This window comes from Stenotrophomonas sp. GL_101 (genome assembly GCF_057835675.1).
This window is the reverse complement of sequence record NZ_CM174432.1, coordinates 1,314,313-1,337,942: the sequence shown is the minus strand read 5'-3', so window position 1 is coordinate 1,337,942 and position 23,630 is coordinate 1,314,313. Positions and strand designations below refer to the sequence as shown.

Annotated in this window: 15 protein-coding genes, 1 tRNA gene and 1 pseudogene; 6 read left to right on the top strand and 11 right to left on the bottom strand. The window is 62.4% G+C overall.

Annotated features, from left to right (window positions below; all coding sequences use genetic code 11):
• Window positions 1-72: 72 nt before the first annotated feature.
• The 4 genes from AC3IR9_RS05980 to AC3IR9_RS05965 are packed head-to-tail and all read right to left on the bottom strand — an operon-like array spanning window position 73 to window position 7,054.
• The gene (locus tag AC3IR9_RS05980) at window positions 73-474 is read right to left on the bottom strand and encodes a DUF7684 family protein (protein WP_489294695.1); all 402 of its coding nucleotides are present in this window, start codon (window positions 472-474) and stop codon (window positions 73-75) included.
• Window positions 474-1,385 carry an RHS repeat-associated core domain-containing protein gene (locus tag AC3IR9_RS05975; protein ID WP_489294693.1) on the bottom strand — a complete coding sequence of 304 codons (912 nt, stop codon included), beginning with the start codon at window positions 1,383-1,385 and terminating at the stop codon, window positions 474-476. The genes AC3IR9_RS05980 and AC3IR9_RS05975 overlap by 1 nt, the downstream gene beginning before the upstream one ends.
• The gene (locus AC3IR9_RS05970; protein WP_489294692.1) at window positions 1,382-6,634 is read right to left on the bottom strand and encodes an RHS repeat domain-containing protein; all 5,253 of its coding nucleotides are present in this window, start codon (window positions 6,632-6,634) and stop codon (window positions 1,382-1,384) included. The genes AC3IR9_RS05975 and AC3IR9_RS05970 overlap by 4 nt, the downstream gene beginning before the upstream one ends.
• A 21-nt stretch (window positions 6,635-6,655) precedes the next feature.
• Window positions 6,656-7,054, bottom strand: a complete 399-nt coding sequence (locus AC3IR9_RS05965; protein ID WP_489294690.1) for a hypothetical protein — start codon at window positions 7,052-7,054, stop codon at window positions 6,656-6,658.
• Window positions 7,055-7,156: 102 nt separating this feature from the next.
• On the opposite strand from AC3IR9_RS05965, the pseudogene AC3IR9_RS05960 reads away from it, so the two are divergent.
• Together AC3IR9_RS05960 and AC3IR9_RS05955 are read left to right on the top strand one after the other, a co-directional pair.
• Window positions 7,157-8,337 (top strand): annotated as a pseudogene (locus AC3IR9_RS05960) (IS3 family transposase); the annotation flags it as partial.
• A gap of 45 nt (window positions 8,338-8,382) precedes the next feature.
• The gene (locus tag AC3IR9_RS05955; RefSeq protein ID WP_489294688.1) at window positions 8,383-8,835 is read left to right on the top strand and encodes a DUF695 domain-containing protein; all 453 of its coding nucleotides are present in this window, start codon (window positions 8,383-8,385) and stop codon (window positions 8,833-8,835) included.
• Between the two features lie 108 nt (window positions 8,836-8,943).
• Here the strand turns inward: AC3IR9_RS05955 and AC3IR9_RS05950 are convergent, their stop codons facing one another.
• The 6 genes from AC3IR9_RS05950 to AC3IR9_RS05925 form a co-directional block, all read right to left on the bottom strand.
• The gene (locus tag AC3IR9_RS05950; RefSeq protein ID WP_489294687.1) at window positions 8,944-9,822 is read right to left on the bottom strand and encodes an RHS repeat-associated core domain-containing protein; all 879 of its coding nucleotides are present in this window, start codon (window positions 9,820-9,822) and stop codon (window positions 8,944-8,946) included.
• A gap of 369 nt (window positions 9,823-10,191) precedes the next feature.
• Entirely contained in the window at window positions 10,192-10,722 is a 531-nt protein-coding gene (locus AC3IR9_RS05945; protein WP_489294685.1) for a hypothetical protein, read from the bottom strand.
• 251 nt (window positions 10,723-10,973) lie between these two features.
• On the bottom strand, window positions 10,974-11,558 hold the full coding sequence (locus AC3IR9_RS05940; RefSeq protein ID WP_489294683.1) for an RHS repeat-associated core domain-containing protein: 585 nt from the start codon (window positions 11,556-11,558) through the stop codon (window positions 10,974-10,976).
• A gap of 402 nt (window positions 11,559-11,960) precedes the next feature.
• Window positions 11,961-13,195 (bottom strand): IS3 family transposase gene (locus AC3IR9_RS05935; protein ID WP_489291031.1). Its coding sequence is split into 2 segments (ribosomal slippage): window positions 11,961-12,844 and window positions 12,844-13,195, totalling 1,236 coding nucleotides; the frame shifts between segments, so codons are not numbered across the junction.
• Between the two features lie 101 nt (window positions 13,196-13,296).
• Window positions 13,297-13,372 (bottom strand) — tRNA-Thr (locus AC3IR9_RS05930).
• A 105-nt stretch (window positions 13,373-13,477) separates the two neighbouring features.
• Window positions 13,478-16,357, bottom strand: coding sequence for an autotransporter domain-containing protein (locus AC3IR9_RS05925; RefSeq protein ID WP_489294681.1), 2,880 nt, complete (start codon window positions 16,355-16,357; stop codon window positions 13,478-13,480).
• Between the two features lie 298 nt (window positions 16,358-16,655).
• Between AC3IR9_RS05925 and AC3IR9_RS05920 the strand changes: the two genes are divergently transcribed.
• From AC3IR9_RS05920 to AC3IR9_RS05905, 4 genes are all read left to right on the top strand, one after another.
• Window positions 16,656-17,132, top strand: a complete 477-nt coding sequence (locus AC3IR9_RS05920) for an RNA polymerase sigma factor (protein WP_489295720.1) — start codon at window positions 16,656-16,658, stop codon at window positions 17,130-17,132.
• A complete protein-coding gene (locus tag AC3IR9_RS05915; protein ID WP_489294679.1) occupies window positions 17,132-18,106 on the top strand; it encodes a FecR family protein in 975 nt (324 codons plus the stop codon). Before AC3IR9_RS05920 ends, AC3IR9_RS05915 begins: the two co-directional genes overlap by 1 nt.
• 35 nt (window positions 18,107-18,141) lie before the next feature.
• Window positions 18,142-20,901, top strand: a complete 2,760-nt coding sequence (locus tag AC3IR9_RS05910) for a TonB-dependent receptor plug domain-containing protein (RefSeq protein WP_489294678.1) — start codon at window positions 18,142-18,144, stop codon at window positions 20,899-20,901.
• A gap of 112 nt (window positions 20,902-21,013) precedes the next feature.
• Window positions 21,014-21,343, top strand: a complete 330-nt coding sequence (locus tag AC3IR9_RS05905; protein ID WP_489294677.1) for a YegP family protein — start codon at window positions 21,014-21,016, stop codon at window positions 21,341-21,343.
• 75 nt (window positions 21,344-21,418) lie between these two features.
• Here AC3IR9_RS05905 and AC3IR9_RS05900 read toward each other — a convergent pair whose 3' ends face one another.
• Window positions 21,419-23,302 carry a M61 family metallopeptidase gene (locus AC3IR9_RS05900; protein WP_489294675.1) on the bottom strand — a complete coding sequence of 628 codons (1,884 nt, stop codon included), beginning with the start codon at window positions 23,300-23,302 and terminating at the stop codon, window positions 21,419-21,421.
• Window positions 23,303-23,630 lie beyond the last annotated feature (328 nt).

Below are 23,630 nucleotides of genomic sequence, written 5' to 3'. Positions count from 1 at the left end.
GTACCTTTTCCGCTGCGACTGTCACCCTCATCATTGTGTTGAGAACGCGTGACTTACGCTAGCTGGGCACCTCTAGCTAGTGAATGAGATGAGCGAACGCTTCAGATCAACGTGAGCCTCGATCGCTGCAATCAGGCCAAGGTCTCTTGTGGCACCTCCGGCCGCAAATAAAAAATACTCGACAGCCTCGTCACCATCGCAGAACGAAGTCGTTACGACATCGATATTGTTATCCAGCTCCAATGCCGAATCCAGAGCGTCCTCCAGCTCCATCGACAGTTGACCCACGCAGCAAACCTCTCTACATCCAGCAGCCGTCAATGAGACTGCCATTCTAAAAGATGATTCTCTTTCGGAAATCGTATAAGCAGGCAACAATAGAGCAAACTGCCGACCCTTGATAAAATCCAATGTTTCCTGAACCACCCCAAGGCCGCCCACCAATATTACTCGACCATCAAATTCAATAATCATCACACGGGACTCGGAGGGGGAGGGGGAGGAGGAGGGTTTTTGAGCTTCTCTATATTGCCCCTGAAAGCCTTTATCTCTTGCTCCAAATGTTCAACACGACGCTGCTGTTGCCGCTGGATGACTTCCCTCGGCAACTTCTCCATTCCAGGCCTGACGGTAGGATTGTCTTTGAAATCTTGCATCTTCTTCTGATGCTCCGCGATCCTCTTCTCCAATGAAGCAACCCCCCTCCTTGACTCCTGACTGAGCTCACGCCTCTCAGCGATTCTGAGCAATCTAGCGGTTGCGGGAAGAATGCGCCCCCCGGTCACTAAAATGAAGGGGCCGGCTACAGCTCCAATGACAGCACCGGTGGCGCGGGCTTCTGATCGCTCATTGAACTGATCCGTTGTCATCTCACCACTATTCATAGCGGCTATATCACGATCAATCGCGCACGTCGAAGGGCCATCACAGCGCCCATCTGGATCAGTATTTTTGTATGGTTTGTTTGAAGCGTACCAATAACGGTTGAAATTAAGCCCGCTGATCGGACTCACTCCAACCGGATCCACGGACAGGAACCTCCCCAACTGTGGATCCATGTAGCGCTGCTGCATGTAGCTCAGCCCAGTTGCCGCATCACTGACATGCCCTGTATAGCCCGGACCATCAGTGACAACGCCACCGACTACGGCCCCGTAGGGCTCGTAGATATATCGCTTGATCACAGCACCGCTAGCATCCGACTCAGCCACCACCGAGCCCAAAGCATCCGTATGGACATAGGTGACCACCTGCGCGTTGGTGCCGAAGCAGCACATCAAGAGAGCGACCACACCTATCAGCCTGGCAATGCTCCTTCCCGCGCTCATCGATTTCCCCTCTCGCATTTGCAGCGTCTTCCATCTCGCCTGCATGACTCCCTTCATCGCTCGAACCCGTCCTGCACCACCAACGCATTGGAGGGAACCGAACAGCCACTGGCGTTGCAGGCATACACGCGGAATGCTGTGATCTTCGGCTGACCTCTGGCAATGGCGGAGCAGAACAGCAGAGTCGTTGTGCAGCTTGTCGAGCCGCTGAACTCATAGCGTGTCGCGCCAGCTACCGCTGTCCAGCCCCCCCGGTAGGTAGTATCGCCTTCCGAGTAGTAGTACCAAGCTTCCCGCAGCTGTGGAGCCGCCGGCACCGGCGGCGGCACATTCACCACCGTCGTGACTGTTCCCGAGTACCCTCCGCAACCAGCTTCATTGCAGGCCGCCACCCGGTAGCCATAGCTTGCATTGCCTTTGCCTGCGATAGCGCGCTGACTGGAGCCATCGTTCTGGATGTTCGCCCATCCACCGCCGTTGACCTGCTCCTGCAGCAGATACCTATTTGCCCATGCAACGGCTGTCCAACTCACGGTGAAGCTGCCCGTGTTGCTCGCCGCCGGTGCATTCAACGCCGGGACGCCGGTGGGCGCAAGAATGACCTCCACTCGCGAAACAACGGAGTAAGGGCCACAGCCCACCGATGCACAGCCACGCACTCGATACTCGTATGCCGCGTATGTCCGCCCGGAAATGGCCAAGCTTAACGACGCGCCAGTGGATATCGCCCCCCAGGCTCCGCCATTGACGCGCTCTTCCAGTTGATACGAAGCCGCATTGCCTACCCCAGTCCAACTCAGGCTATAGGCGGGACCGAGAGACTTCGCCGGGGCGGTCAGACCAGGAGCAGCCGTCGGCACGTAAACAACCTCAACGTTGCCAGCGGCGGAGTATGGTCCGCAACCACTGGCGTTGCAGCCACGAACACGATAGCCGTACGTACCTACCGGTGCCGAGGTGAAGGATCTGCTACGGCCCGCGCCATTCTGCAGCTCCACCCATGCAGCGGTTCCCTTGCGCTCCTCAAGCCGGTAGGAAGTCGCACCTGTGACCACCGTCCAGGTCACCGCGTAATTGCCGCCTGCGGCGATGGCAGGAGCGCTGATGGTTGGTGCACTGCCCGGAGCAAGCTCCACCACCACACTTGCCGTCGCACTCCAACTGCCGCACAGGGCCGCCCGGCAGGCGCGGACCCGATGACCATGGGCGCCGGACGGTCGGCCGCTGGCAGACCAGGATAGTGAGGCCCCTGAGTACGCTGATGCCCAGCTGCCCTGCCCTGCCTGCTGCTGAAGCTCATAGGACGTTGCGCCAGAGACCGCTGACCAAGTCACCGTGTAGCTTCCGTTGCTGCTGAACGAAGGCACCTGGATGACTGGCACGCCCGGAGCCACTGTTGTAACCAGCTTGGCCAACAAGCTGCCATTGAGATGCACGTACTCGGTATTCTCACCAGTGCGCTGGCTCTCCTGCCGACGCAACACGCCTTGGTTGTCATACAGCGAGAGAATATCGCCGCCCTGAGACTGACTGACCACGCGACGCCCATGCGCATCGTAGGCATACTTCTCTACACCGTCGACCTCACGCAATCGATTGCCAAAATCAAAACGGAACGGCTGACCATTGCGGGTCGCAAGATTACCCTGCACGTCATAAGCCAGGCCCATGGTGGTAGAGCCGTCCGAAGCCCGTACGTTCGTCAGCCGATTGCTGTTGTCGTACGAGTAGCTGTGATCCTTGATGCCAGCCAATCGTGCCGTGCGCAGATTATCCAGTGCGTCGTAGCTGTAATTGACAACGCCATCGCCGCGAAATGCCGGCGAGGTTGCCCGGGTCAGACGGTCAAGGTCGTCATACTGCATCGACCGGTTACGCGTAGTATCGAGCGCATCACCGATGGCCGTAACGTTGCCACTTGCATCGTAGCTATACGTATTATCCAGCGCGCCTCGGGTATCCACCACTCGCGTCGGCAACTGACGTGCATTCTGGGACATGGTATGGGCAACCCCATTGCCATACGTGAACTGGCGCATGGCCCCGTTGGGGTGGTAGGCCACACCGAGGGCGTATGCGCTCACGCGCGTGGCTTGCCCGAGTCCGTTGGGTGCCAGGTCCACCGGGAGGCCACTCGGATACTGGATGCTGGCCAGCACTCCTCTGGCGTCGTACCCATAGCCCAGTGCCCAACTGAACGTGCCCTCGAGCGCACTGCCCTCGCTCGTCATCAGACGCCGCTTGTTGTAAGCATATGTATTGACGACTGGAATGGGGCTAATCGCGTTCTTTGTCGATACCTGCGCAGGTAAGCCATCCGGCGCATAGGCCCATGTCTGATCGCCGTTTCCATCTGGAAATACCAAGGCCTTCAAACGGTTGCGAGCGTCATAGGTCCGATCCACACGCCGACCGGAGGAATAGGCGCCCGTGGCATCACACGATCCAACTGCTGGCAACGCCAGGCCAGCCGCGGTCCAGATGGTGTTATCCGCACCGTCATAGGCAAGGACAGTCGCCCCTACCTCCGGCTCGATGCTCTTGCACAGTCGCTGGTGCGCATCGTAGACATAGCGACGTGTCAGCGAGACTGTACCGTCGGCACTGCGCTGGGTGATGCTCAGGGGTCGGCCAAACACGTTACGGGGAATATCCAGAACGACATTCGCCGGCCGCTGTATGAGCGTAGGCGCCGAGTACTCAGGCTGATCGAATGATTGATAGGCAGTGACAGTCTGCTTACCCCGGGGGTCGGTGACCCGAGTCCTGGACCCAGACAGATAGTCGGTGATCGCGATGAGCGAACCCAACTCACTGTCCTGGGCCGTCGCGGTGTTCCGGCCAAGGGCATCGTACTCACTCCAGGTACCGGTCGTCAGATTGGCACTGCTGCCTGGATAGGAAGCGAACAACTGCCTCCCCTCATGGTCGTAAGCAAAGCGCTGCATCCGCTGCGTCCCGGCCACGCTGCCGCTGTCATACTCACGCGTAACAATGGGACGCCACAGGGCATCGTAGACGGTCTCCGTGCGTCCGTTGCCCGTTGCTACTGCTTGTCGCCAGTGTCCCGGCTGCACGCCGTACTCATCCACCGATATCTGCTGGAACGAACGGGATAGCGGCGTCCAAGCGGTGGTATCGCTAGCTGGATAGGTGACACTGGAGACACGACCGAGTGCGTCGTAGCCATAGCTCGTTGTGAATCCGTTCTCATCTGTGGCGTCGAGAATCCAACCGTTGTTATCGATTCCAACTCGGGATGTGGTCGCATCTGGGTTCCGCACCATTCCAGGAATGCCACGCTTCCACTCCAATAGCGTGGTGATATTGCCGTTCCCATCGCTGAGCGTGGCTACAGTGCCGTCGGCGTTATAGGTCCGGGCCTGTGTGCGCCTTCCGAATGCAAAGGTCTGCACCGGCATGGCATTTGCGTCGAATGCAGCCTCAGCAACAACCACACCACTACCTACATCGGTTACACGGGACAGCTGCCCCAGCACCCACCGATCTGTACTGTCGTGATAGTCAAGCCGCTCACGCACCGCACCACTGGGGCCGGTACGCACCCGCTCCGTGGGCCGGGCAAAGCGATCGAATGCAGCGGCCTGCCAGATATAGTTCGTGCCATCCTGCTGCAACAGAGTCTGGATGATCGGTCGAATACGAACCGTCGCAGGATCGCTCAGGCCGCCGAGAATGCCACCGTACTCGCCAAGGAAGGGCTGACCGGAAACTGCGGTGTCGGCGAGATAGTCGCTGGACCGGGTCTGCGCGACGCTGCCCTGTGCGTCCACCACTTCCTCACGAAGCTCGCGACCATCATTGAGCATGTAGACATTGCCGAACGTCAGGCGCTGGGACGTCGCGTCCGGGCGTTGGACCTGCACCAACTTGGTCTGTGTGCAAGTTGTGCAAGGGTAGTTTGCAGCCTCGTTCTGGGTACCCCAGAACGTTGACGGAGATCCGCCAAAGTCGTACTTCCATTGCATCACCTGCAGTCCGGGGCCGGAGATCGACTTGGCCACGATACTCAGCACATCGAAGTAGTGAGGCACATCGAGCACGTACTCCGGATCCAGCGAAGGACCCTTCTGATGACACTCGGTCTGATGGACGCCATGTCGCCAGTGACGCCGATTTGAGAAGGAAAACGCGCCCACGGCGCCGGCAGGATGAGTCGCGGTAATGGCATACCCTGCAGAAAGAGGTATCTGTGCGCTCCTGCACCAGGGAAGTGCCGGGAGTGCATCGGTGTCCAACGGCGCGGACGGAAGAAGCGTGCCCGAGTACGCATAACGCCAAGAGCTCCCATCCGGACGGGTCACCGCTGTCAGCTGAACATCAGGAAAGAGCGCCTGGTAATCAAATCCCCAGGTTCTTCCATTGGCTGTGGCGCTGGTCATACGTCCCTGACTGTAGACAATGGTGATCTCGCGACCGTCGTTGCTCCAAATTCGGGTGGGATGACCATCGGCGTTGTACGAAAACTGAACCGTGTTGCCGAACCTGTCCTCGATGCGGGTCGCCAGCAGATAGTAGCGGGTGCGCTCAAGAATCATGCTGATCGGTGGGTTCCCGTCATTGGTCGGCACCATCTTCTGCAGAGGCGCTTCCGGTCGGGTGGCAAGCTGGTTGAAATAGTAGCGTTCACCGTTGGTCGTCGTCAGCCGGAATCCGTCGCGACTGCCGTCGCCCATGCCAATGCAATCGATAGCATCTCGTTCCTTGGTCGTCAGTCGGGCACCAGCTCCACTTGTTGGAAGCGGTGTGCCCGAAACGATGGAAAGCATGGCCGTGTCGCCGCGTGCCGGCAGATGCACATTCAACCCGCTCCAAAATTCGCGGACACTGAAGGCTCCGCCACTCGGCACGCTTCCCTGTGTGCAAACCCGCGCAGGAAGACCAGTCGAACTTGCATAGGTCGCCGCCACATAGGGAACCTCCACGTCCCAGTTGCCCAATCCGAGCAGCCTGGCGTCGTGGTCCCGAATGGAGCCCTGCGGTTGCAGCTGGACACTCAGTCTGCGAGCGAGCTGCACAGGAAGAGCATTGTTTCCGGGCAGGTCAATCTCGACGACCCGGAACTGCGTACTGCCGTCATACAAGCTGACAGCTTCACCGAACAGGCCGGTGTCCAGCGCCGAGAGCGATTCGGCGGATTTGATCCGCTTCTGGTACTCCAAGTAAGGATGAATGCCATCGGCTACCGACTGCGCCAGCACCGGAGCAGCACACATCACACCTGCCAAACTGACAAACAGGATGAGCCAACGCATGGATCCATGACGCAACAATGCACCGATCACTACGCATTCCTTTGTAGATAGCTACAGCTTCCTCAGGACTGGCATTGCACCATCCCTGCCCCTTCGTCGAACCACAATCACCTTGGCCGACGATACTGCAGGCGAACTTATCACGAACAACTCGCAGGCGCCTGTCAGAAAAATCTGACCATAGCATTCCCGATCACACGCAATTTTCGGCCCCTGCTGCATGTTGCTCAGCCCAGTGGTCGCATTACTCACATTCCCCGTATAGCCCGGGCCATTGGAAGCCTTTCCGCCGACCACCGCGCCATAGGGCTCATAGTCGCAGCGCTTGATCACGTTGCCGTTCGGATCGGACCCGGCCACTACCGAACCGAAGACATCGGTGTGCATGTAGGTGACAGTTTTCTGGGCGCCTGCAGGCGAGATCGACGACAGCCCGATCAGCAACGCCAACAGAGCCAAACGCTCAAGCCGCACAACCTATTCATCCCCCGTTTTCACGGACACTTACGAGAAGGCCGACCGAGGCCTTGAGGAGCGTTCATGTCGAAGTGAAGGAAGTTCAGTGCAGAGTTCAAGCGCGGTGCGGTTGAACAGGCTAACCATCCGGGCGTCAGTAGTGCCTAGTTTGCTCGGGAGTTGGGGATTCGGGACACTCAGCTGACCCGCTGGAAGCGTGAGGCTCAGAGCCAGGGTTCAGTGGCCTTTGCAGGTACGGGTACGCCCCGGGGACGAAGAGCTGGCCCACCTCAAGCGCTAGCTGGCTCAGGTGAAGAAGGAACGGGATTTTTTGCGAGAAGCGGCGACGTTCTTTTCCAAGGAATCATCCTGAGGTATCAGGTGATCGAACGTTGTCGCGATGCGTTTCCGGTTCGACTGATGTGCCGGTGCCTGCAGGTATCAGTCGGCGGCCATTACGATTGGAGTAAGCGCCTGACCAGCGCCCGCCAGCTCGACAACGAGCGTTTGCCCGGTCACATCCGTGAACCGCACGAAGACAGCCTTGGCCTGCTGGGCGCAGGCTGGATGCGGGAGACTTGGTCGATGATGTTGAAACTGCCAGCCTTGATCGCATGGCTAGGTTGATGGCAGGCAATGGCCTGCAGGGTTGGCCGCGGTTCAAGCGTCGCGACCAGCGCAGCTGGGCCACGCTGACGCCCCCGGGCGCGCCTAACTGGTTGGAGCGGGACTTCACTGCGTTGGAGCCGGAAACCAAGTGGGTCACCGATATCACCGAGATCAAGACGCAGCGGAACAAGCTGTATCTGTGTGTCGTCCTGGATCTGTTCGACCAACGTGTCGTGGGCTGGTCGATGCATCACCGCCAAGAGCGGCAGATGGTGATTCGAGCGGTGCAAATGGCTGCCTAGCCGCGTTAACGCCACCATCTGGTAACCCTGCACTCCGATCGTGGCAGCCAATTCCGAAGTGGCAACTTACAGAGCGACCTGAAAGCCAATGCGTTGGTGTGCTCGATGAGCGCAGTCGGACATTGCGGTGACAATGCTGCATGTAAAGGCTTCTTCGGGATGCTCAAGCGCAAGCGGATACATCGGATGAGCTAACCAACATTCGATGCAGCAAAGGCCGATGTGCTTGAATCCATCGAGCATTTCCGCAACCGCCGGATGCGACGAAGGATCGCCAGGCGCGATTTTAAGTACTCAACCCGTTCACAACCGTCCGTAATTTCGGGGCAGGACCCTCTTGACCACTACCGAGCCCGAGGCTCCTAACCAGCGAAGTGCTAGAATTTACACCGGCGCCAGATGGATAGACGGATGAGAGATTTCCCTGTTCCCTGCTATAGCTTGATTGAGACTTCCATCGGTAGCGATCCGGCTATCATAGTTGTCAATTCCACGTTGCTGACTTTTACGGGACGTGATGCCTTTCCGTGGCACCTGAGGATTGGAGTAAATTGCAAGCTGCAAGGCGTGAACGGCATGCCGACCAAGGAAGAGATTGAAGCCCTTGCCCGGCTGGAGGAAAAAATTGCGCCCGCACTTGAGGTTGATCACAATGCTATTTTTCTCGCTCGAATTACGGCCCGTGGAGAACGCGTACTCCTATATCGAGTGAATGAGCCCGAAAAGGCGAATGAGATATTGCAACGTCTGATTTCCACGTCAGATGGTCTGCGCGAGTGGGAATATCAGATGGAGTACGATGTCGACTGGATATTGGCGAAGCCGGAGCTGGACCTACTAGTACAGCCTTCTCGCTTTAACTAGCCATACCGTACATTGAGCCCCAATTGCCAATTCATGCACTTGGGTTCAATGTTCAGTGCGTCCGTTGGTCGGGCAAGGCACACCAGTCGCGCCTCTTTTTTCTGACGGCTAACACCCGAACTCCCTATTGCACGCCTCCATTCGGGCCTCGTGTCTTGGATTGCTGGGAGAGCTCGCATTGATCTTGTTGGCTGACGCCCCTCCTTGGGACTGCGCCCCACCATTACTTTCAATCAGGCGCTGCTCGCGTCCGGCGATTGCATCAGGATTTGAAGAGTTTTTGTCCACCGTGGCGGGACGGTACCCATCTGCAGTTTTGGCTTGATGATCTGGCTGAGCTGTACGCTTTGCCACCTGCTGCTCAGGTGTCCCCGTCCCGCTCGTTTTTCCCGAGTATGTAGGCTTGGCCGGATGGTCACGGGTGTAGGTCGTATACGTCTTATCGACCATGTTAGCGGTCGTCCTGACGCCCCGGACCGCCGCACCACCACCCGGAATAGCATCGAATGCATCGCCTACTGGTGCACGTTGAACCGCCTCGCCAGGAGCTGGTGCATTCGCCGACTCGGAGTGCGTCATGGCTACAACGAAGAAGACAATTACAGGACAAACGGGGCAGCGACCATCCGGATCAGTGAAACGGTATGGATTGTTGTACGCGTATGAGTAGCGATTAAAGTGTCTCGAATCGCCGCCATCCGCCGTCACCGGATCCACCGAGAGGAACGTCCCCAGTTGCGGATCCATGTACCGTTGCTGCATGTAACTCAGCCCGGTGGCCGAGTCGCTCACATGTCCCGTATACCCCGGGCCATCAGCAAGCGGCGCACCTACGACAGCGCCATAGGGCTCGTAAGTGATGCGCTCGATCACATTGCCGTTGGCATCGCTCTTTGCCACCACCGAGCCCAAGGCATCGGTGTGCATGTAGGTGACTGTTTCCTGTGCACCTGCGGGCGAGACTGACGACAGACCGATCAGCAGCATGCAGCAGAGCCAAGCGCTCAAGCCGCTCAGCTTCCTGAAACTCTTTTTAGATCCTTTGAGACGGGCAGACCCACCGCCTGCAGTTCTCCCAAACCTGCGCATCCTTCCAATCCCTGAAAGAGCCTTGAAGCAAGGCTTGGCATTCATAACACAGCAGCCACCAGCAGGGAATGCCAGGCAGGCATTCAAGTCAACTACGCCACCTTCTGCCGCCTCGAAACTTGGCGCCAAGCGTGACTGAAGCCGGCACCCAAGGCGGGGGCTTTTCGCTGCATCTGGTGCCGGAAATAGGAGTCGAACCTACGACCTACGCAATTGATGGCTGCCTGAAACAGCCAGGGCCTTCCAGGATTGGCGAACGGACCTCCCCTATTCAATCTCCACGAAAGAATATTCACCTACCGGGAACTGCCAAGCACTTGAAGCAGCCTCTCCCGGCACGGTCAGGAGAAATGTGCCTGGCACATCCAACGCCACAGCAGAGAAATTTCTACCATCGGCGAAATGCAAACCTAATCCCGCATCAACCATCAAGCCATTGCCTTGCCAACGAATGATCTCGACCCCAGCAACCTCAAGTCCTTCCGGCAGCTCCAAATTGCGCCATTCACAAGTCGGCTCTGACGCGCCCCCGGATAATAATTCGACGTTGATCGTTCCAAATTCGTCCCACCCATACGCAAGGGTGCTGGAGCACGTCAGTTCAAGGGTGATATCTGAGTCAAAACTCAAGATGGCCTGCCACACCGCTCTTCCTACTTGCAGCCGGGGAACTTTACAAGTGAGCAGCTGACACCCTTTGAGTAACGCGGCAAGTCTGTTCGGCTGCGTACCTTCAAATTGCATCGGCAGATAGCGCACACCGCCAGAAAGCTGTTCAATCATAGTGTAGGGTTTCATGCGGCTTACCATCGTTTGCAGGAATGTCGATACTCTTGCCACCTGAGCTGTTTGTCTGGCGACCAAAGACGCCATTCTCTCCGATCTGTGCCCCAGGAGGGGCGCTGTCTCCACGAACCGCAGGTCTTGTGTCTCCAGCGAGCGTTTTGAGATCGTCGCCATAGCTCCCCGTTCCACCGAACTCCGGCTTTAGATTGCCGCTCGTATGCCGCGTCCCATTCTTGCTCGTCCCTGCCAAGGGGCTACTCTGATCACCGACCAATTCTGTTGGCAAGGCCGGGGGGGGTGGCGCTACTGGGTCTTGCCGCAGAGTCGGACGGATCAACCTCCTCGTTTCGCTGAGCCGAATCGATTGCGTTTGACAGCAACCGACCCCCGTAATGTACCGTTAGAATGATCGGGAGCGCTAAAGCATCCCCTATGGTTTTGACCTCACCAGAACACCGATTCTCATCGCACGTAACGGCCCGCCCATCTGGATCTGTGAACTTATACGGATTCCCGTTCGCATACCGATACCGATTGAACTGCCCCACCGGCTGCGCGTACGCCGTCACCGGGTCAACGGAGAGAAACACACCCAACTGCGGATCCATATACCGCTGCTGCATGTAGCTCAGCCCAGTCGCCGCATCGCTCACATGCCCCGTGTAGCCCGGACCATCCGCAACCTGTCCGCCGACCACCGCACCATAGGGCTCATAGTCGAACCGCTTGATCACGTTGCCGTTCGTAGCAGACTCGGCCACTACCGAGCCCAAGGCATCGGTGTGCATGTAGGTGACTGTTTCCTGCGCACCTGCAGGCGAGACTGACGACAGACCGATCAGCAGCATGCAGCAGAGCCAAGCGCTCAAGCCACTCAGCTTCCTGAAACTCTTTGTAGATCCCTTGAGACGGGTAGACCCACCGCCTGCAGTTCTCCCAAACCTGCGCATCCTTCCAATCCCTGAAAGAGCCTTGAAGCAAGGCTTGGCATTCATAGCACGGTAGCCAGCACCGGGGAATGCCAGGCAGGCATTCAAGCTAACTACGCCACCTCCTGTCGGCCCAAATTGGGCGCCAAGCGTGACTGAAGCTGGCATCCATCCAGAGCCGGCTACGGAGAACCACCATATAAAGCAGCCGGGCATCGCCCGGCCCTACTGAAGCAGCGGGCCAGCGGCCGGCACTACCACCAAGCGAGCCTGACCCGTCCTGCCATAGGTTGACACCTGTGGCGGATGATCTGGCCGCCGTCAGGCGGCCAGAGACGCCCGATGCACCGCATCGGGCGTTTGCATTTTAAGCGACAGGTGCGGCCGCTCGGCGTTATAGATCCCCACCGACTCGGCGACCATCTGGCGTGCCTGCAGCAGGTCCCGAGGCCGGTGCAGCAGGAACTCGCCCTTCAAAATTCCATTGACCCGTTCGGCCAGCGCATTCTGGTAGCAGTCGTAGCCATCGGTCATCGAGCAGGTCACCCCATGCCTGGCGTGGATCTTCTGGTAGTAGTCCGAGCAGTACTGGATACCCCGGTCGGAGTGATGGATCAGCTGCTGCCGCGTTTTTCGTTCCTTCAGCGCCATCTGCAGTGCTTGGGCGACCTGTTCGGTCTGCAGGGTGTCGTGCACGCTCCAGCCCACGATCCTGCGCGACCACACATCGGTAATCAGGCTCAGGTATACAAATTTCCCCTGCGTGGGCAGGTAGGTAATGTCGGCTACCCAGACCTGCTCACTGCCGGTCGGTACCACGCGCCCTTCGCCGGGCTTGAGAAGATTGGGGTGCCGCCGGAAGCGGTGATGGCTGTCGGTCGTCTTGTGGTACGCCCGCCGCATGGGGACCAGCAGCCGGGCATCACGAAGGACGCCAAACAGACGGTCGCGCCCCATTGCCACTCCCGATGCTTGAAGCGTCGGTCCAATCAGATGATGCAGCTTGCGCGTGCCGATGCGCGGCTGGCGCGCTCGATAGCCACCTACCAGCGCGAGCGCCCGAGCACCGTCGGCCAATTGCCGCTGCTGACGATGGCCTGCCTGATAGTACGCTTGGCGACTGATACCAAAATGCCGGCAAGCCCTTGCCACGCTTACGCCTTGGAGGCGCCTTTGCGTGAGGACTTGCCGGAAGGCTTTTTTACGATGCGCACCCCGTAGTCTTCCTTGAGCACATCCACGATGGCCTCGAAAAGCTGCGCCTTCTCGGTCGCCTCCCGCAGCTGAACCTGCAGGACTTTGATCTGTTGTTCCGGTGTCAGCGGCTTGGCCGTTCCGGACTTGGGAGCTGTGGTCATGGGGGCAGATGATGCCCCACCTGACCAGTCTTGCCGACCATGTCGCCGAAGCCACGACAGCACGGTGCTCCGTCCTTGGATTCCGTAGCGCTCCTGGGCCTGCTTGTAGGTCAGCTCCCCACGCTCGACCTGGTCCACCACCGACAACTTGAAGGCCAGCGAGTAATCCCGCTGGCTGCGCCTGATTGTTGAATTCATTGAACATTCCTCTTCCTGTGGGAAAAGGTGTCAACTCAATTCAGGACGGGTCAGCCACCAAACAAAAAGCCCCGACCAAGGCCGGGGCTTTTTGCTGTATCTGGTGCCGGAAATAGGAATCGAACCTACGACCTACGCATTACGAATGCGCCGCTCTACCAACTGAGCTATTCCGGCTGAGCAGGCAATTCTACGGGGCGGCGACCGGAATGGTCAATTCCGGGCAGCGCGCCGCAGGACGGTGCTCCGGCCGGTGCTACCGGGCCGGGGCCGCCCCTTCCCTCAGAACCGGTAGCCCAGGCCCAGCATCACCCCGTTCTGGTCCTGCCCATCGCGACGCTCACCCACGTAGTCCACCATGATCGACAGGTGCTCGCTGGCGCGGCTGGTGACGCCCACGTTCCAGGTCAACACGCGCTCACCGACCTGCTGGCTGGCGGCGCCGAAGACCAGGTCCGGGGCCGCGCTGAACGCGTTGCTGTACTGCGCCTGGGTATCGCCCAGCTCCTTCTGCCAGACCACGCGGGCGTGCGGGGTGATCTTCTCGCCGTTGCGTCCGTTGAAGGTCTTGTACAGCTGCAGGCCGGCACCCACGCGGATGCTTTCCAGGCTGCCGCTGCGGCCAAGCAGCGCGCCAGCGCCCTGCCCTTCGTCGAAGCGGGTGGCCGAGGTGCGGGCGTAATCGACCACCGGCAGCAGCGGCTGGATGACCACGCCGGCGGCGGTGGTGAACGAGAAGCCATGCTCCAGGCGGGCCGACACGGCGTTGTTGCTGTACTTGGCTTTCAGCGGCGCTTCCAGCCCCTCGATACCACTGATGCTGCGCCGGGTGTCGTGGCGCAGGTCGGTGTAGCGGGCCGAGAACGCCAGGAAGCCGCGCGCGTAGGTGGCATCCAGGTAGCCGCCCACATCCAGGGCACGCACATCGCCGGTGAAGGCCGCCCCGTCGCGCGCCTTGGTCGACATGTCGGCGGCGGCCACGCTCACGCCCAGGGTGACGCGGTCGTCGGCGAGGCGGGTGTCGGCACCCAGCACGATGCCGCCGGTGGTGTGGGTCATCCCGGCGACGCCGTTGGCGCCCTCGATCCGCCCCTGGCTGCCAAAGCCCCTGCCCCACACGCCCGCATTGCGGCCACTGCTGTCGGTGGTGGCACCCATGCCGTCATTGCCCGGCTGCACCAGGTGCATCGCCAGCTGGTTGAACAGGCTGCCGTTGGTCACGCCCGGCTGCGCCGAGGCCGACTGCGCGGCCTGTGCCGCCAGGCCGTCGGCATCTCCGCCGCCGCTGCGCATGGCGAACTGATGTTGCTGGACGACGTTGCCGATGCTGCCCACCAGGGCGGTATCGGCCAGTCGCTGGGTGGCATGTGCATCGCCGCGCAGGCTGCCGGCCTGCTGCTGGATCACGTCGCGGTCGGCGAACTGCAGCGATGCCAACAGGGGTTTCAGCGCGGCGTTGTTGCCGCTGGCGGCGCTGGCCAGCGCGCGGCCGAGGCCGTCGCCGGCGCCTGCATTGGCAAACAGGCCGAGCTGATCGAAGCCGGGATTGGCGGTCAGCCACAGGCCATCGGCGGTCTGCGTGAGGTTGAAGCTCAGCAACGAGTTGTGCCGCGGGCGGAACACCTCACCGTCCGCGATGCTGGCGGTGTAGCCGGTGTCGCCCAGCCGCACTGCATCCTGGAAGCCCTGCTGGTAGATCGGACCTTCGACGAGATCGCGGCGGAATTCCTGGCCGTAGAAGCCCTTGGCCACGTTCAATTCCAGGTAGGCGCCGGTGGAGATCACCAGCGCGCCGTCGGACTGCTGGTTATCGAAGAAGGTGCCCACGCGCAACCGGCCACTCGCGGCGCCTCCGTTCTCGGTCACATCGAACAACACCTTGCCGCCCGGCATGATGTTGACGTAGCCGTGGGTGACCAGGTCGCCCCCGCGCGGCATCAGCGTGCCGTACACGCGCAGGCGGTTGAAGCCGTCTTCGCGCCAGGAGGGGCCGCTGCCGTCGAAGAGCGCGTCCCGGTCCATCGCGGTGCCGGCCACGTCGCCGTGGCCCACCAGCATGCCGGCGCCCAGCACGCGCACTTCGGAGGCACGCAGCGCACCGCCCTCCAGAGCGATGGTGCCGTTCTCGACCAGCATGAAGTCCGCACCGGTGGTGGCCGCAGTGCGCCAGGTGGCACCGTTGGCCACGCGGATCACCCCCATGGAATCGTCCAGCGTGGATGCCGCCAGATCACCCAGACGCAGCCTGGACAACAGGTCGGCCTGGTAGCCCGCGTCGTTGAGGTAGTCCTGCACCGAGTAGGTGCCGATGCCCTGCAGGCCGCGGCTGGAGGCGTTGTAGATGCCCTGCGCCAGGCTGATGTAGGTGGACTGCATGTTGGTGTTCCAGCGCGCGAAATCGTCATCGACGAAGGTCTGCAGCTGGCGGCCGGTACGCAGGTAGCCGGCATTGATATCACCGCTGACATTGGCGGTCACATTCAAGGTGTCGCCGGGATCGCGGTAGCCCGCTGCGGTCACGATGTTGTTGGTGTAGATGTCCTGGCCGGCGAAGGTTTCGCGCTTGCTGCCGCTGCCATCGGGATCGAAGCTGACCGAGTTGCCACGGGTGCGTGCCGGATCAGCGAACGCGAGCAGGCCATTGGACTCGACCACTTCGTACATCGCCTTGTGCAGCAGCGCCGGGTCCATGCCGCCGCCGTAGTTGCCGGTGTAGATCTGGGTCATGCGCGGCGACGGCGTGTAGATCACCGTGCCGCCACTGCTGGCGGCATGGATCTGCACCGAATCCACGATCGGCAGATCGCCGGCGAGGTAACGCTCCACGCCGCCGGACTGCATGATCGAGCAGGAGGAGATGCAGTGGCCGGACACGATGGTGTTCAGCCCGGCAGTGCGGATGATACCCTGCAGCCACTCACCGGCGATCAGCGCGCCGCCATTGGAGGTGCGCAGCACCACCTCGCGGATCGGACGGCCTTCGGCCTGCGCCTTGGCCAGCAGCGCCGGCAACGACACCACGTCGGCGTAGGTCACCCCGCCGCTGAGGAAAATGCGATCGCCCTGCAGGTGGTAGTTCATCGCGGCGGCGTCACCGGCCGCCCCCATCGCTGCCACGCCCAGTACACCTGCCAGCGCCACACTCAACACCGAATACTTCATTAGCTCTCTCTCCAGAAAGGGTCTGCCCCCGCAGTACGCGGGACCCGAAACAAAACGGTGCAGGGCGCCCACCTCCCCCATCCACGCCCGGATGGAAATCTAAATGCATTCAGTTTTGACCGGAGCTGACATGCGCTCTTCCTTATCCTGTCAACGTCGCGCAATACTCGATCGTCCGTTGCCCCATGCCGTTCGAGGTACTGCTCTGTCCGTCCCGTCTCCCCTGATCTGCAGCGCACCGGATCCACTTCCGGCGCCGGAGACCTTCACTGCGTTCGTACGTGGCGAGCGCGGGCCGTTGTGCGCGTTCCTGCGCACCCGTGGCGTGAGTAGCGAAGACGCCGAGGACATCGCCCAGGACTGCATGGAACGCCTGATCCGTTACCAAGCCCATTCCACCGACGAACTGCGCCTGCTGCTGTACCGGATCGCGCGCAATCGCCTGGCCGACCGCGGGCGTTCGCCACAAGCGGGCGCGCATGTGCCGCTGCTGGATGACGCGGCCGGCAGCGAGCCGTCCTCCACCACCGCCGGTCCGCTGCGCCAGGCCGAATCCGGACAGATGCTGGCGATGTTGCGGCAGGCGCTGTTCAAGCTGCCTGACCGCTGCCGCGAGGTATACCTGCTCAACCGCATCAGCGGCATGAGCTATGCACAGATCGCCCAACATTGCGGCATCACCGCCAAGACGGTGGAAAAACACATCGCCCGTGCCCTGCAGGGACTGCGCAAGGAACTGGACCCGGATACCTTCGGCAAGGACGGAGAATCATGATGAGTGCTGCCAAGCACGTTGCCGCCGAGACGGCATTCCAGCGCGCGAGCGAATGGATCGCACGATTGGAGGCGGCAGACTGCACCGGCGAGGAGCGCGATGCATTTGAAGACTGGCTCGCCGAAGACCCCGCACACGTGCATGCCTGGGCACGGGCCGAAACCCTGCACCAGCAGACCCGACAGCTGGCCGATGACGCCTGGGTGCGGGCCAGTACCGCCCGCATTGCGCGGGTACCCGCCCGGCGATGGTGGCCGCGCGTGGCAACCGCCGCCGCACTCTGCCTTGCCTTGGGCAGCGGCTGGATGGTCGCCATCGATGGCAATCCAGTGCCACGCCATTACGCCAATACCAGTGGCCTGCCGCAGCAGCGCGTGCTGGACGACGGCAGCACCGTCACGCTGGATGCCGGCGCGGCAGTGGCCACCCGCTTTGGCTGGCGTGGGCGCCGCATCGCGCTGGAGCGCGGCCGCATCCAGCTGCAGGTAGCGCCTTCGTCCAGGACGCTGCGCGTACAAGCTGGCAACAGCAGCATCCGCGACATCGGCACCACCTTCCAGGTGGAACGCCGGGACGATGGCCGGGTCGACGTCGCCCTGCTCGACGGCCTGGTGGAAGTCACCAGTACCGGGCCGAGCGCCAACCGGCACACCCTGCAACCAGGGCAGCAACTGCAGGTGCAACCGTCCGGGCAGATCCAGCCCGGCCCGGCGCTGTCGCGACCGGCGGCAGAAGGCTGGCTGCACGGCCAGCTGGTGTTCGATGCCACCCCGTTGCAGGCGGTGGTGGAGCGGATGAACCGCTACGGCACGATCCCGATGGTGATCAGTGATCCGGCGCTCGCGTCGTTGGCGGTCAGCGGCACCTTCCAGGCCGGCGACGCCGATGCGCTGCTGTCGGCATTGCACCAGGGCTGGTCGATCAGCGCGCGGCAAGGCAAGGATGGTGCGCTGGAACTGCACCGCCTGCACTGAATGCGATGTCCATACCGGGGGCTGATTCGCTGCTGATGTGGTTGCGCAGGACCGCGCTGGGGTTTGCACTGGCGCTGCCGGTGCCACCGGCACTGGCAGCACCGCGCGACCCGCCTGCCACGGCAATCTACCGCATCGAGCACGGCCCCTTGGCCGATGCGTTGCGGCAGTGGGCACGCCAGAGCAGGCAGACCCTGTTGTTCGATGCCGACGAGCTGGCCGGGTTGCGTTCGCCCGGCGTCGACGGTCGGCTGGCATCGGCCGCCGCGCTGCAGCGACTGGTCCAGGACCTGCCGGTGCGGATCCTGCAGACCTCACCCGGTGTGTTCGTGGCGCGCCGCGCGGCACCGCCGTCCAGGCGCGTGCGCGCAACGGCACACACGCCCGAACCGTTGCTGCCTGCCCCCGTCGCCCAGGTGGACCTGGCCCCGGTGCATGTCACCGGCAGCCGCCTGCCCCGCAGCTCGGTGCAGGCCACCCTGCCGGTCACGGTCATCGAGCGCGACGAAATCCTGCGCAGTGGCTACGGGTCGTTGTTCGACCTGCTGCGCCACCTGCCCGGCATGAACGGCCACTCGCCGCTGTCGACCTCACGCGGTGGCGATTCGCTGTACCTGCCGGTGGGCGCGGCGGCCACCACCAGCCTGGACGGCATGGGACCGCGCGCCACGCTGTTCCTGGTCAATGGCCGGCGGCTGCCGCGCTACCCGATGGTGTCGCTGGAACAAGGCGCGTTGACCGACCTGGGCGGCATCCCGCTGAGTTTTGTCGAGCGTATCGAAATGGTCCGCGGCGGCGCATCGGCCATCTATGGTGCCGATGCGATGTCCGGGGTGGTCAACATCATCCTGCGCGACCAGGCCGACGGCCCCGAAGCGATGCTGCAGTCGGGGGTGAGCAGCCGTGGCGACGGTGACCAGCAGCGGCTGCAGCTGGCCGGCGGCGGTACGCGCGACAATGGCGACCGCTGGTTCACCGGCCTGGATCTGCAGCGTACCCAGCATGTGGCCGGCGACAGCCGTGCCTGGCACGGCGAGCAGCAGCGCTACCAGATCGGGCTGCTCACCGACGACGGCCAGTACCTGCCCGCCTGGCTGTGCCCGGCACCGCTGCAGCGCGACGAGGACGGCTGCTGGTATGACAGTTCCCGCCCGCGCTCGCTGCAGCCGGCGGCCTCGACCCTCGCCGCCTATGCGCGTTATCGACGTGACCTGGGCCAGGGTCGCTATGCCTACGCCGAGGTGCGCAGCAACCAGACCCGCCAGCGTTTCGAACTCGGCTCCACCGCTGCTGCGGTGCCGCTCGGCGGCGGGTTGTTGATCAACCACGTGTTCCAGGAAGGCGGGGTGGTGCGCCCACGGGTGCGGGCAACCGAGTTCGACGCCAGTGCCGGCACCGGCCGCGACCTTCCTGGCCATAGCTGGGAGCTGGGGATCAGCGGCCAGCGCAGCGCGGTGTCGCTGACCACCGAAGGTGCGGTGCGTACGCAGCGCTTGTTCGACGCAACCCGCAGGGGCTTCCTGCCCGGCTTCACCGCGTTGCAGCCGACGCTGGCCGCAGAGCTGTTCCCTTCCATCCGCAATCGCGGCCGCACCGATCAGTGGCAGGCGTGGTGGGGCGTGCAACGCAATCTGTGGAGCCTGCCCGGCGGTGCGGTGCAGCTGGCCAGCGGCGCCGACCTGCGCCACGAAGCCTGGACCTCCCATCCCGACCCATTGCTGGGCGAAGGCGAACTGGCGCTGGGATTGCCGATGGAACGACGCCGGCTGTCGCAGGCGTCCGGCGCGGTGTACAGCGAGTTGGGCCTGCCGCTGGCGCCCAGCCTGCGGATGGATCTTGCCGCCCGCTGGGATCGCGATGGCGGCGATACCGCGTTTTCTCCCCGCGCCGGCCTGCGCTGGAATCCGTCACCGCACTGGTCGCTGCTGTTCTCCAGCGGCCGCGGCTACCGCGCGCCAAGCCTGTTTGAACGTCGCCGTCCCCCCGGTTATTTCGAGCCGGTAACGCTGCCACCGTCCTCGCTGCTGCCTCCTTGTGCCTTCCCCACCACGCAGGGCGGCTGCGTGGTGGACGTGCATGTGCAGGAAAACACCACGTTGAAGGCCGAAACCACGCGCAGCCACTCGCTGGGCGTGACCTGGTCGCCCACCGGGGCGTTGTCCTGGTCGCTCACCCACCACATCATCGAGCTGCGCAACGAGATCCTCGCCCTGCGCCCCGAAGATGCCTTGTGGAACCGCGATACCCGCGAGCTTGACCCCGCCGGCAATCTCCAGGCACTGCACCTGTCGTTCGACAACATCGGGCGGACCCGGTCGCGCAACTGGGTGCTGCGCGGCGACTACCACTACGAGACGCGTGCGCACGGACAATGGCGGCTGGCGCTGGATACCCTGAAACAGCAGGAACTGCGTCGTTTCCGCCGCCATGGCGAGGCGGTGGACCTGCGCGGGCATGCGACGCCCTCGCTGGCCGCGGTACTCACCACGCAATGGCAGAACGAGCGCTGGGACATTGCACTGCGCGCCAACTACGTGGGCAGTACCCGCGCCTGGCTGCCCGGCGAATCCTGCCCGACCCTGCAGCGCGACCAGGATCGCTGCAGCAACCCCGACCAGCTGCGCTGGAACCTGCACCTGGGCCGGCAACTGGGGGCACGGCTAAGCGTGGCGCTGGACGTGCACAACCTGCGCGACGCACAACCGGTCAACTACCTGAGCGGCAACGGCGGCCTGGCATTGGGCCTGGATGACCCGTTGGGCCGGTACTTCCTGCTGACCTTGCAGGTGCATTGAGGCTTTTCCCTACAGCCCAGCAGGACATTTCCTGATACCAATTTACTCGCTGTCGGAAAAGGCTCATTGCGCCCACCCGGGCACCCTACCCATCAACCAGGGGAATTCCGATATGGCAGCACGTTATGTACTGAGTGGCGCAGGAAGTCAGTACCGGTTTGTGTTGAAGGCCGGAAACAACGAAACCATTCTCACCAGCGAGAGCTACACCACCCGGCAGAGCGCGTTGAACGGCATCGAATCGGTCAAGACCAACGCGCCGCTGGATACCCGATACGAACGCAAGGACACCTCCAGTGGCAAACCGATGTTCAACCTCAAGGCCGCCAATGGCGAACGCATCGGCACCAGCGAGGCGTACTCCTCGGTGACCGCGCGCGAGACCGGCATCCAGTCGGTGAAGACCAATGGTCCCACCGCTACCACCGACGACCAGACCTGAGCACGCGGCGGCCCGCGCCAATGCGGGCCGCCCTCTCAGCGCGGCGACAGATGCCGCGTGATCAGCGGCGCGAGGTCATCGCGCCTTCCACAGTTCGGCCAGGCGATCGGGCTTGCCGGCAATCCGCTCCAGCGAGGGATACAGCAGGCCGCCGTGGTATTCCAGGGTCACCGTATCGATGCGATCGAAGCTGCGCACCAGCAGGCTGATGGGGGCCTTGTCGGTCTTGGCGGCGGTGACCGCGTCCTTGAGTGCGTCGGCCTTGTAAACGCGGCCATTGACCGCCAGCACGGTCATGCCCGGGGTAAGACCGGCATTGAAGGCCGGGCTGTCCCACAGCACGTCGGTGAGTGCACCGCTGTTGGCCACGGTCACGCCCAACGAGTACACCAGGTTGGCGTTGTTGCCACGGGTCTCCTGCGCCTTGACCGTCTCACTCGGGGTATCGGTGTAGACCAGCTTCCAGCCGGCCGCGTCGAGGCCGCCGGTCAACGGCCCCTTCCCGTCCAGGCGCTGGCGCAGGAAGGTAGCCCAATCGAACGGCGCGATGCCGTTCAAGGTGCTCACGACGTCGTCGAACGTGTACGGATTGACGTTCCAGTCGCCATCGTTCATGCCGAAAAAAGCCTTGGCGAAATCATCCAGGCTGCGCTTGTTGCCGGTCAGCGCACGCAGCTTGCCTTCCACCTCCAGCCACACCATCTGGCCGCCGGAGTAGTAGTCCTCGCTCATCTGGTAGTTGCGGAATGGCAAGGCGCGGCGTTGGGCGATGGTCGGATCGTTGGTGGTGTCCTGCAGGTTGCGCCAGGCCAGGCCCGGGCGACCGCGATCGTAGGTGGCCGCCACATTGGCCAGGGTTTCGCGGGTCTGCTGCACGCTCCACAGGCCCGAGCGCGCGGCCAGCACCTGGCCCCAGAACTGGGTCTGGCCTTCATACACCCATAGCAGGCTGTCGCCCATGGGCACGTTGAAGTTGGGCGTGCTCAGGTCGGCACCGCGGCGGTACTTGCCGTTCCAGGAGTGGTTGAATTCGTGCGGCAGCAGGTCGCGACCCAGCCAGGTCTTGTCCCAGTCGGTGAAGTAGCCGGTCTCGGCGCTGTTTTCACTGGAGCGCTGGTGTTCCAGGCCGATGCCGCCCAGCTTGCTGGTCAGTGCGAGCAGGAACTGGTAATGGTCGAAGTGGCGTGCGCCGTAAAGCTTATAGATCTGCTGCACCAGCGCGCGGTGCGCCTGCAGCTGCGCGGGCGTGGCGACCAGCGATTTGGCATCGTCGGCGAACACGTTCAGATGCACCGGCACCTTGGCACCCGGGTCCAGGTCGAACTGCTTGTAATAGCGGCCGGCGAACAGCGGCGAATCCACCAGGTGGTCGTAGCTGATCGGCTTGAACACGACGGTGTCGCCCTCGCGGCGCTCGGTCTCCAATGCCGTGGCGTACTCCCAGCCGGCAGGCAGGGTCACGCTGGCCTGGGCCTGCAGGTTGCGGGTGACCACGCCGGCCGGGTACAGCGAGTTGGCGTTCCACTGCAGGTTGAGCATGTCCGGCGTCATCACCACGCGGCCCTGGCTGCCACCCTGAGAGGACAGGAACTTGAACTCGGCCACCACCGTGCTGGCCCCCTGCGGCACCACCACGCCGAAGGCGTACACGTCGTAGGGATCGCGGGTCCACTGCAGCGGTTTGCCGTTGGCCGACACCACCAGCCCGGCCAGCTTGTCGATCGGGCCACTGGGCGAATGCGCACCGGGCAACCACTGCGGGTACAGCAGGGTCAGCGGGCCGGGCTTGGCCGGCAGGGCCACCTTGACCTTGAAGATGCGCCGACCGATATCGCGCGCGTCCACATCGATGCGCAGCACGCCCGGCCATGCAACATCCTGAGGGGGCGGGGTCTGTGCCTGCACGCTGGTGGCCGTCAACGCCAGCAGCACGGACAGGACGGTGGCACGCATGTTCATCGGCAAGGCTCCAACGGTGAAACATCCGATGCTAGACCTCGCTCCTGCCCTGCCCCATGGCCAAAGGTCATGCGTGGGGATGTGGACAGAAACGGCAAAGCGTTGCCACGCGTGCGGTGGTGGCGTTGGACAGTCGTCGGGCGGTGATGCATTTGTACCGACCAACGGTCGGTACCTACCGGGTGGACAGGGTGTCCGTGGGAATCGGACCCGGGGATGGATGCGGTGTCCGCCGGAAACCGACGCGGGGATGGACGCGGCGTCCGTCGGAAACCGACGCGCGGATAGATGCGGCGTCCGTCGGAATCCGACGCGGGGGATAGACACG

Coding starts and splice junctions, on each gene's coding strand:
- AC3IR9_RS05975 (WP_489294693.1), bottom strand. CDS start 1,385: ATGAAGGGAGTCATGCAGGCGAGATGGAAGACGCTGCAAATGCGAGAG.
- AC3IR9_RS05925 (WP_489294681.1), bottom strand. CDS start 16,357: ATGAAGTATTCGGTGTTGAGTGTGGCGCTGGCAGGTGTACTGGGCGTG.
- AC3IR9_RS05945 (WP_489294685.1), bottom strand. CDS start 10,722: ATGAAACCCTACACTATGATTGAACAGCTTTCTGGCGGTGTGCGCTAT.
- AC3IR9_RS05955 (WP_489294688.1), top strand. CDS start 8,383: ATGAGAGATTTCCCTGTTCCCTGCTATAGCTTGATTGAGACTTCCATC.
- AC3IR9_RS05915 (WP_489294679.1), top strand. CDS start 17,132: ATGAGTGCTGCCAAGCACGTTGCCGCCGAGACGGCATTCCAGCGCGCG.
- AC3IR9_RS05900 (WP_489294675.1), bottom strand. CDS start 23,302: ATGAACATGCGTGCCACCGTCCTGTCCGTGCTGCTGGCGTTGACGGCC.
- AC3IR9_RS05905 (WP_489294677.1), top strand. CDS start 21,014: ATGGCAGCACGTTATGTACTGAGTGGCGCAGGAAGTCAGTACCGGTTT.
- AC3IR9_RS05940 (WP_489294683.1), bottom strand. CDS start 11,558: ATGCTGCTGATCGGTCTGTCGTCAGTCTCGCCTGCAGGTGCGCAGGAA.
- AC3IR9_RS05980 (WP_489294695.1), bottom strand. CDS start 474: ATGATTATTGAATTTGATGGTCGAGTAATATTGGTGGGCGGCCTTGGG.
- AC3IR9_RS05950 (WP_489294687.1), bottom strand. CDS start 9,822: ATGCTGCTGATCGGTCTGTCGTCAGTCTCGCCCGCAGGTGCACAGGAA.
- AC3IR9_RS05910 (WP_489294678.1), top strand. CDS start 18,142: ATGTGGTTGCGCAGGACCGCGCTGGGGTTTGCACTGGCGCTGCCGGTG.